Annotated in this window: 9 protein-coding genes and 1 tRNA gene; 4 read left to right on the top strand and 6 right to left on the bottom strand. The window is 36.5% G+C overall.

Annotation, left to right across the window (positions count from 1 at the left end; all coding sequences use genetic code 11):
* Positions 1-155: 155 nt before the first annotated feature.
* The gene (locus LKE05_RS10985) at positions 156-1,130 is read left to right on the top strand and encodes a Gfo/Idh/MocA family protein (protein WP_308456892.1); all 975 of its coding nucleotides are present in this window, start codon (positions 156-158) and stop codon (positions 1,128-1,130) included.
* Between the two features lie 194 nt (positions 1,131-1,324).
* Here LKE05_RS10985 and LKE05_RS10980 read toward each other — a convergent pair whose 3' ends face one another.
* Both LKE05_RS10980 and LKE05_RS10975 read right to left on the bottom strand, forming a co-directional pair.
* Positions 1,325-2,857 (bottom strand): YifB family Mg chelatase-like AAA ATPase, encoded by a 1,533-nt coding sequence (locus LKE05_RS10980; RefSeq protein WP_308456891.1) that lies wholly within the window; start codon positions 2,855-2,857, stop codon positions 1,325-1,327.
* A gap of 10 nt (positions 2,858-2,867) precedes the next feature.
* Entirely contained in the window at positions 2,868-3,377 is a 510-nt protein-coding gene (locus LKE05_RS10975; protein ID WP_308456890.1) for a GtrA family protein, read from the bottom strand.
* A gap of 165 nt (positions 3,378-3,542) precedes the next feature.
* Between LKE05_RS10975 and LKE05_RS10970 the strand changes: the two genes are divergently transcribed.
* A tRNA-Met gene (locus LKE05_RS10970) sits at positions 3,543-3,618 on the top strand.
* Positions 3,619-3,752: 134 nt separating this feature from the next.
* Here LKE05_RS10970 and LKE05_RS10965 read toward each other — a convergent pair.
* The 4 genes from LKE05_RS10965 to LKE05_RS10950 form a co-directional block, all read right to left on the bottom strand.
* Positions 3,753-4,400 carry a recombinase family protein gene (locus LKE05_RS10965; protein WP_308456889.1) on the bottom strand — a complete coding sequence of 216 codons (648 nt, stop codon included), beginning with the start codon at positions 4,398-4,400 and terminating at the stop codon, positions 3,753-3,755.
* 223 nt (positions 4,401-4,623) lie between these two features.
* The gene (locus LKE05_RS10960) at positions 4,624-5,658 is read right to left on the bottom strand and encodes a helix-turn-helix domain-containing protein (protein ID WP_308456888.1); all 1,035 of its coding nucleotides are present in this window, start codon (positions 5,656-5,658) and stop codon (positions 4,624-4,626) included.
* A gap of 36 nt (positions 5,659-5,694) precedes the next feature.
* Positions 5,695-5,973, bottom strand: coding sequence for a helix-turn-helix domain-containing protein (locus LKE05_RS10955; RefSeq protein WP_308456887.1), 279 nt, complete (start codon positions 5,971-5,973; stop codon positions 5,695-5,697).
* 71 nt (positions 5,974-6,044) lie between these two features.
* Complete coding sequence (locus LKE05_RS10950) at positions 6,045-6,272, bottom strand: helix-turn-helix domain-containing protein (RefSeq protein ID WP_308456886.1); 228 nt, start codon at positions 6,270-6,272, stop codon at positions 6,045-6,047.
* Positions 6,273-6,478: 206 nt separating this feature from the next.
* Between LKE05_RS10950 and LKE05_RS10945 the strand changes: the two genes are divergently transcribed.
* Positions 6,479-7,087: a helix-turn-helix domain-containing protein gene (locus tag LKE05_RS10945; RefSeq protein ID WP_308456885.1), complete on the top strand. Its 609-nt coding sequence runs from the start codon at positions 6,479-6,481 to the stop codon at positions 7,085-7,087.
* A gap of 5 nt (positions 7,088-7,092) precedes the next feature.
* A complete protein-coding gene (locus LKE05_RS10940; protein WP_308456884.1) occupies positions 7,093-8,265 on the top strand; it encodes a tyrosine-type recombinase/integrase in 1,173 nt (390 codons plus the stop codon).
* The last annotated feature ends 156 nt before the right edge of the window (positions 8,266-8,421 follow it).

Below are 8,421 nucleotides of genomic sequence, written 5' to 3'. Positions count from 1 at the left end.
TGGCTGCATAAAAATAGCGTAGCAGTCGTTAAAACTACTACGCTATAAAAAGTCTAACTTTTGGGGGTCACATCAAAATAAGAAATACCTCTTTTTTTATTGAAATTTATCTGTGAAATCAGTATAATAAAATTATATCGGAGGAGGCGGTTGAAATGAATAAATTAAATTGGGCGGTACTTGGTACGGGAGTTGTGGCAAATCAGATGGCGCAGGCAATGCAAGATGTTGGACGCAAACTTTATGCCGTAGGTAACAGAACGCACAGCAAAGCCGTTGATTTTGCAAACAAGTACGGAATTGAAAAGGTGTATGATGATATGAACGATATGTTTTATGACGACAATGTGGACGTTATTTATATAACGTCACCTCATAACACGCATATTGATTTTATTATGAAAGCACTTGAAAACGGAAAGCATATTTTGTGTGAAAAGTCGATAACATTAAACAGCATTGAATTGGAAAAGGCTTTAAAAAAGGCTGACGGGAAAAATCTTGTACTTGCCGAGGCAATGACGATTTATCATATGCCGCTATACAAAAAACTTATGAAACTTGTTGCGGACGGTGAAATCGGTGACGTGAGTATGATACAGGCGAATTTCGGAAGTTACAAGGACTATGATATGAAAAACAGATTTTTCAATATGAATTTGGCAGGCGGAGCAATGCTTGATATTGGTGTTTATGCAATTTCGCTTGCAAGATGTTTTTTGAAGTCAAAGCCTGACAATGTAATTTCAACGGTAAAATTTGCACCGAGCGGTGTTGATGAAATGTCGGGAATTGTTATGACGAACAAAGAGGGACAAATGACTGTTATTTCATTGTCGCTTCACACAAAACAACCGAAAAGATGTGTTATATGCGGTGATAAGGGATATATCGAGATTATGGAATATCCGAGAGCGTGTAAGGCGACGATTGTCTGCACCGAAACAGGCGAGCGAAAAGAAATCTGTGAGGGTGAAACCGAAAGAGCGTTGCAGTATGAAATGGAGGATATGGAGGAGGAGATTTCAAAGCGAAGCGGTTGTATGCTTAGGGAGTATACAAAAGACGTTATGGAAATTATGACCGATATTCGTAATGAGTGGGGACTGAAATATCCTGAAGAACAATAAAAAACGCAGTAAACAATTAGGGTTTACTGCGTCAGCGTATAGATAAAAGTGTACAGGCAAGCCGTATATCTAAGATAGGCTTGCCTGTTATTTTTTTATAGCTGTAAATTATAATAAAAATAATATTATACATGTTACGGACAATTTGCTGACATTCCGGCACAGTGAATGATTAATCATTTACTGAGTTTTGGCTATTCAAAATATTTGCGGTCAAGACTTCTGTATTGTATTGCCTCAGCTATGTGTTCACTTTTTATGTTTTCCGAGCCTTCAAGGTCGGCAATGGTACGAGCGACTTTCAAAATACGGCTGTGTGCTCTTGCACTCAAACCGAGATTGTCGAATGCGGCACGTAAAATTGCATTTTCTTCTTCGCCGAGCGGACAGAATTTTTTAAGCATACCTGCGTCAAGCTGTGAATTTGAGTAGATATTGTAATCTTTATATCTTTCAAGTTGCAGTTTGCGTGTTTTGTTTACACGTTTTTTTATTTCGGCACTTGTTTCACTGTTTTCGGTCGAGCTTAAATCGTCATAATCAACATTCGATACTTCAACTTGAATGTCAATTCTGTCAAGCAACGGACCCGATATTCGACTGCGATAACGATTAACCTGTGTCGGAGTACAGGTACATTGTCTGCGACTGTCACCGAAATAACCGCATTTGCAAGGGTTCATACTTGCTATAAGCATAATGTTGCAAGGGTAGGTGAGAGTTGCGTTTACTCTTGAAATTGTGACGTTTCCGTCCTCTAACGGCTGACGCAAAACTTCAAGCGAATCACGTCTGAATTCAGGTAATTCATCAAGGAAAAGTATGCCGTTGTGTGCGAGGGAAAGCTCACCCGGTTTTGGAGTTGAACCTCCGCCCGACAAACCTGCAGATGAAATCGTGTGGTGCGGACTTCTGAAAGGTCTGTTTAAAATAAGCGGTTGGTCTTTCGGTAAAAGTCCGGCGATTGAATGTATTTTTGTGACTTCCAAAGCTTCGTCAAACGAAAGGTCGGGAAGTATGCTCGGCATACGTTGTGCAAGCATTGTTTTACCTGTTCCGGGACTGCCTATAAGAAGTACGTTGTGATTGCCGGCGGCGGCAATTTCAAGCGCACGCTTGACGTTTTCCTGACCTTTTACGTCGCAAAAATCAAGTACATTTGAAGCGCTTGACGCAAAATAATTGGTAAGGTCAATTTTATGTACATTAATTTTCTGTATGTCACAAAAATGATCGCATAATGCTTTCAAAGATGATACGGGATATATGTTTACACCTTCAATGACTGCTGCCTCGTCCGCATTTTCGGTTGGTACAAACATATCGGTAAAACCGCTTTTGTACGCCGAAATAACCATAGGAAGTATGCCGTTTATCGGTTGTACGGTACCGTCAAGCGAAAGTTCGCCGAAAAACGCACATTTGCTTAAGTCCGGTGCATAAATCTGCTCCGTGGCGCATATAATAGAAAGTGCCATAGGTAAATCGTATCCCGAACCCTCTTTACGCTTGGAGGCGGGGGCAAGATTTATGACAATGTGCTTTGCGGGAAAACGAAAGCCTGTGTTTTTAATGGCAGAACGTATGCGTTCTTTTGCCTCTTTAACGGCGGCGTCGGGTAAGCCTACTATATCAAATGCGGGTAAACCGTTTGAAATATCCGTTTCTACGCATACGGAAAATCCGTCTATACCCGAAAGTCCGCAGGAATATATGTGTGAAAGCATTTATATCACCTCAAGTAGTTGATTTTCTTCGTCTGAATACCATCAGTTTCATTGCCGCAAACGTAAGCGGTGTGCCGAGTATCGCCGCACAAATGTATGCAAGCGTCGAATTTAAGTTTAAAGCCGTAAAAATGAATACCATTAGGTATTGAAATATGAAATTCGGTATATAGCTTATCGGAAATTTGAGAAACTTTTTAAGTGTCGGTCGTTGGTGAAACGTAAAGTGACAGTTTAAAAAGAATGATGTTATTATGCTGACTATATATCCGAATATAAAGTTGGAACGTGAGTGTTCGGCGATTAATCGCAGTGGGTTGTCCGGTGCAAGAAAAGCATTGTGAAGAATGTCAAGTAATGTGGCTGTGCCGACTGATACGGCAGTGTTCACAATGCCCAAAAGCATAAATATAACAAATTGCACCGTCATAAAAGGACGTATTACACGCATCATATTCGGCGAAATATGTTCTTCAAGACGTACACGCAAATTTGAAAGAAAACGCTCCAAATTAATCATCTCTCCTTTGAAATAATACTTACATTATATACTAAATCACGGATAAAAACAATAGTATTGAGGTTTAAAAAATAAAAATGTAAAAATTATAAAAAAACACTTGACAAATAAGTTAGGGTGTGCTATACTATTATAGCACTCTGAGAGAGGCGCTAAGTTAAATATCGCGGGGTAGAGCAGTTGGTAGCTCGTCGGGCTCATAACCCGAAGGTCGCTGGTTCAAGTCCAGTCTCCGCAACCATTAAAAAAACCAGTGTTTAAGCCGTTTGTGGCAAGTACACTGGTTTTTGTTTTATCTTTTTTTCTTAAATTTCCCCTAAAATTTCCCCTCTAAGGATTTTTTCTAAGGTGTATTTTTAAGGTGTTTTTTGTGTTTTAAAATGTTTGTGATGTAGCTTTATCGTTTAGCATAGTGATATATTTATATACTGTACTTCGCCCCATATCAAGCATTTTTGCAAATTGCACTTTTGACATACTTCCGTATTCGCCATTTATCAATTTATTGTATTCTCTGATGAAGTCTGTCGGTACATCTGCTTTCGGTCTGCCTAAGCTATGTCCTTTTTCCTTTGCCGCCGCAAGTCCTTGATTAATTCTTGTTACTATCTTTTCGCGTTCTTGTTGTGCCATATGAGCCTTTAAGGTTATAACTATATCAATTATCATATTGTACATACTGTCGTTATTAGTGTTGTTCCAGTCGTTCATATAGGGAACATCAAGAGCAACTACTCTTACACCGATAGACTTTAGCTTTTTTAATTCGCTTATAACATCATCTGCGGAACGTCCTATTCTGTCTATATCAGTGATTATTAATATATCACCGCTTTTAAAGTGCTTGAACATATTACCGTATAAAGGACGGTTTTCCGCCGCCACTGTGCCGCTTATGGTTTCGCTTATCCATTCATTTACAATAAAGTTGTTTTCGTCTGCGTAAGTCTGTATTGTAAGTTGTTGTCGGTCGTGCTTTTGCGTTTTCTTTGTTGTGGATATTCTTGTATATGCAAATATCATATTAATTAACTCCCTTTAGTTGTAATGTGTCTATGAAAACATATATTTTATATTTGTGGATAAAATACACGTTTTCAAGCGGTGGTTTGTATGTAATTTTGATGTATCGGAAAACATTTGATTTTGTAGACAGTGTTTAAAGACGTTTTCGGTGGAAGAAAACTTCCGCCCTTGAAAATTCCTTACCGCCGCTGGCTTTGCAATAGTGGTATTAAAAGCGTGTTTAGTAGTCTAAACGGTTGCCGCTGATTTCAAGATAACGAAATTGCAAAATGCTTTCTTCTGAAAAAAGGTTAATATTACCGTCTGATGTAACATTGTTAAAAAAGGCAATTATCATATTTTCCCAGAGTTCTAAGTCGCTGTCGAAACCGTTCCCCCAATCGTATTCATCAATAAAAGCACTTAGCTTTGTTTGTACCTTTAGTTTATTTTCAGCGGTCAACGCTGGGTGTCGGTTGAGTTTGTATTCTTCGTAAATGTCAAAATACAAGTCTATGATTTTTTCGGTGATGTCGTAAATTTCAATTTTTTCATCAGAGAAACACACCGTTTTGACGTTGGCAAAACCATTATTATTATTTATGTTATTCTTTATATTATTATGGGTATCAAAAATGTCCCTCCAAAAGTTGCAAAAATGTCCCTCCTCCGTGACATTTTTGTCCGGGGGGCGGAAGTTTTCTTCCGGGGGGGCGGACATTTTTGTCCGCTTATCTAAGTTGTTAATATATATCTTTCGGTTGTTGCTTGTACGTTCAATTTTTAAATGCTTGTTGTTTTCAAGTGATTTTATCAATCTTATAATTTGCTTGGTTGTGCATTTATATTGCTCCGTAAAATCTTTATTAGTTGCCCAGCAATACCCTTTTTTGTCACAATATGCGGTTATAGTGCCGTATAATATCTTTGCTTTGTCTGTCAGCTTGTTATCATATCTCACCGCCGCTGGAATAACCGAAAATGTAGAGCCTTTTTCTTTTAGGGCGGCTAACTGTATTATTCGTTGTCTATTCTTTCGGATAACTTTTATATAGCCATTTTCTTTTAAAGCGTTAATTGCCCTAATAACAGTAATCTTTGAACATTCGTATAATTTTTCAAAATAATCATTAGTTGCCCAGCAACAACCTTTTTTGTTGCACAAAGCAGATATTTCACTATACAGTATTTTTGCTTTGTCTGTTATTGTATCATTAAGTAATACCGCCGCTGGAACAACTGAAAAGTTATTCGGTTTATTATTGTTTGTATTCATTTTAAATTACTCCCTTTAGAATGGTATGTTATTATACTAAGCCACCAATAAATAAAGGTGTCTGTGGTTTTCGGTGGTGTCAATCGCTATATATCCCTTTGTTTCTAAGAGGTTTAAACACTGCTCTACACGTCTGTTACTTATTTCGCATACTTCGGAAAGATATTTATTGTCAACAGTGCAATATCCGTAAATATTTGAACAAGTGGTAAGCTCACCGTATAATATCTTTGCTTTGTCAGTCAGCGTGTTATCATATCTCACTGGTGCTGGAATAATTGCATAATATGTTGGTGTTGGTTTTGTTTTTTTCATTTTAAATCACTCCAATCTTAAATATAGTGCGGCGGCATATTCAACATTTCCGCCGCCGCAAGTCCTTTTTGTTATAGTGTTGTTTGTGTTTGGTTATGTAACCAGTTGAAGAAAGCGTCTTTCGGTATTACTATACGTCTACCTAATTTTATGCGAGGAAAACCCTCTGTCTTTACAAGGTTATACGCAGTAACAGGACTGATACTCATAACCGCCGCAATGTCGGAAACTTTTAGACAAAGTGGTAAATCATTCGCATTGGTGTAATTTGTTTTGGTTTTAATAACTTGTTCTTGCATTGTTTTCACTTCCTTTGTAATATCTTTTGTTTAATAAAAAAAATAATAAACTATTATTATAATACATTATATCACATTTTATTATGTTGTCAATACAAAAGTTATGTTTTAATATAAATAATAACATTTGTTTTATCTTGTTATTGACTATTTATATTTTTTTATGTATTATATACTTATAACTTAAATTTAGGAGCGGTATGTTTATGATTGGTAAAAGGCTAAAGGAGTTAAGAACGTCAGAGGGACTAACTCAGCAAGAATTGGCAAAGATTTTAAACGTGTCAAGTATGTCTATTTCATTTTATGAAAATGAGCAAAGAAAACCAGATAGTGATTTTATTATCTCGGTTTCAAAATATTTTGGTGTTTCAACTGATTATTTGCTTGGCTTAATAAACGCAAAAGATAAAGAAAATATAGATATAAGCAAGGTTACAGGTTTGAATGATTTTTCATTAACAATATTAGAACAATCCTTAAAAGAAACCAATAATGCGGCGGCGGAAGTTATAGATACTGTTATATGTGGCGGTGATTTTCTTAGATTTGTAAATTTAATAAATGACAAGAAAGAAAAGAAACCGACTATTGATATTGATTGGTCTGATATATGCGATAAGAAATTATCAGATATTTTTGATATGGATATAGAGCAACGTACAACTATACTCAATATGTTATTTCCGATGAATAGATTTAATGCTTGTGAGTTGAGAGAGTTGGAAATAGAAAAGTATATCGACAGTATAGCGAAAAGGTTAAAAGAAAAATATTTGAATTTGGTAAAGTCTGCTGATGAATTAATGGGGTGATTAATATGCCGAGAAAAGGGTTAAATATATCGAAATGCCATAAGGGTAAGTATGAATACTGGCGAGGACGTTACGAAAAAGGAATAGACAGAAACGGACGTATGACATACGGTGAAATTTATGCAAAGACATATGAAGAAGTAGAGGAACGACTTGTAAAAGTTCAAAATGAAATTAATGCAAATACATTTATTGAGCCTACAAAGATAACAGTTGCACAATGGCTTGACAGGTGGCTTAAAACGTATAAAGACACCAGCTTAACACAATCAACATACATCAGTTACAAGGGGATAATAGAAAACCATATAACACCAGCAATAGGCGGACTTCGTTTGCAAATATTAAGCCTTGATATGTTGCAAGACTTTTTTAATAAAAAGGCGGCGGAAATTAACCCAAGAACAAAAAAGCCTTTAAGTGTGAAAACTTTAAAGAATATGAAAACAATGTTAGTAACGGCATTTAAGCAAGCTATTATAAGTGATATAATACACCGCAATCCAGCGGAATATATTGCACTTCCAAAGGCTGAAAAAAAGGAAATGCGTGTATTGACAAGAGAGGAACAACGGCGATTACTGGAGTATGTCAAAACTTCTGACAGTCGCTTTAAAGTTATTGTATTTATTGCCTTATGTACTGGTATGAGAGAGGGTGAAATCTCTGCTTTAACGTGGAATGACATTGATTTTGAAAGAGGAGTTATAACGGTAAATAAAACCCTTATGAGGGTACAAAAGAAAGACGGAAAAGGTACAGAAATAAAAATTACACCGCCCAAAAGCCGTAAATCTGATAGGGTGATACCTATGCAAATGGCTTTAATTTCGGAATTGAAGAAACATTATAAAAATATTACGGCTGAAAAGTTGCTTGCTGGGAGTGCATATGATAAAAAGTGTTATGTTGTATGTAATGAGCTTGGCGGATATGTTGAGCCAAGACAGATACAGAAGATATTTAAAGGCTTTACGGCGGCGGTAAAGCTTGACGGTGTGAATTTTCACGCATTGCGGCATACATTCGCTACAAGAGCGGTTGAAAGCGGTATGGATATAAAGACTTTAAGCACCTTGTTAGGACACGCAGACATTCAAACCACCCTTAACAGGTACGCACATACAACAGATGAACACGCAAGAAATGAGATTGAGAAAATGAGCGTTTTATTTTAACTTTTTTATTGTTATATGTGTATAATATAACGGTTTATATATGTTTTATGTGCGAATTAGCACATAATTGCGCATAAAAGACGTTTTTATTAAAAAGGTAAGTACCTATATTGCTTGATATTTGAATGATTTTTAAATGTGTTTTTGCGCGTTTTA

The sequence above is a fragment of the Hominilimicola fabiformis genome, assembly GCF_020687385.1.
Taxonomy (GTDB): domain Bacteria; phylum Bacillota; class Clostridia; order UBA1381; family UBA1381; genus Hominilimicola; species Hominilimicola fabiformis.
This window is presented reverse-complemented; position numbering and strand designations above follow the sequence as displayed.

What these genes read in the sequence shown, in the direction of transcription:
- LKE05_RS10960 (WP_308456888.1), bottom strand. Translation starts at nt 5,658, where the DNA reads ATGAATACAAACAATAATAAACCGAATAACTTTTCAGTTGTTCCAGCG.
- LKE05_RS10950 (WP_308456886.1), bottom strand. Translation starts at nt 6,272, where the DNA reads ATGCAAGAACAAGTTATTAAAACCAAAACAAATTACACCAATGCGAAT.
- LKE05_RS10945 (WP_308456885.1), top strand. Translation starts at nt 6,479, where the DNA reads ATGATTGGTAAAAGGCTAAAGGAGTTAAGAACGTCAGAGGGACTAACT.
- LKE05_RS10955 (WP_308456887.1), bottom strand. Translation starts at nt 5,973, where the DNA reads ATGAAAAAAACAAAACCAACACCAACATATTATGCAATTATTCCAGCA.
- LKE05_RS10965 (WP_308456889.1), bottom strand. Translation starts at nt 4,400, where the DNA reads ATGATATTTGCATATACAAGAATATCCACAACAAAGAAAACGCAAAAG.
- LKE05_RS10975 (WP_308456890.1), bottom strand. Translation starts at nt 3,377, where the DNA reads ATGATTAATTTGGAGCGTTTTCTTTCAAATTTGCGTGTACGTCTTGAA.
- LKE05_RS10980 (WP_308456891.1), bottom strand. Translation starts at nt 2,857, where the DNA reads ATGCTTTCACACATATATTCCTGCGGACTTTCGGGTATAGACGGATTT.
- LKE05_RS10985 (WP_308456892.1), top strand. Translation starts at nt 156, where the DNA reads ATGAATAAATTAAATTGGGCGGTACTTGGTACGGGAGTTGTGGCAAAT.
- LKE05_RS10940 (WP_308456884.1), top strand. Translation starts at nt 7,093, where the DNA reads ATGCCGAGAAAAGGGTTAAATATATCGAAATGCCATAAGGGTAAGTAT.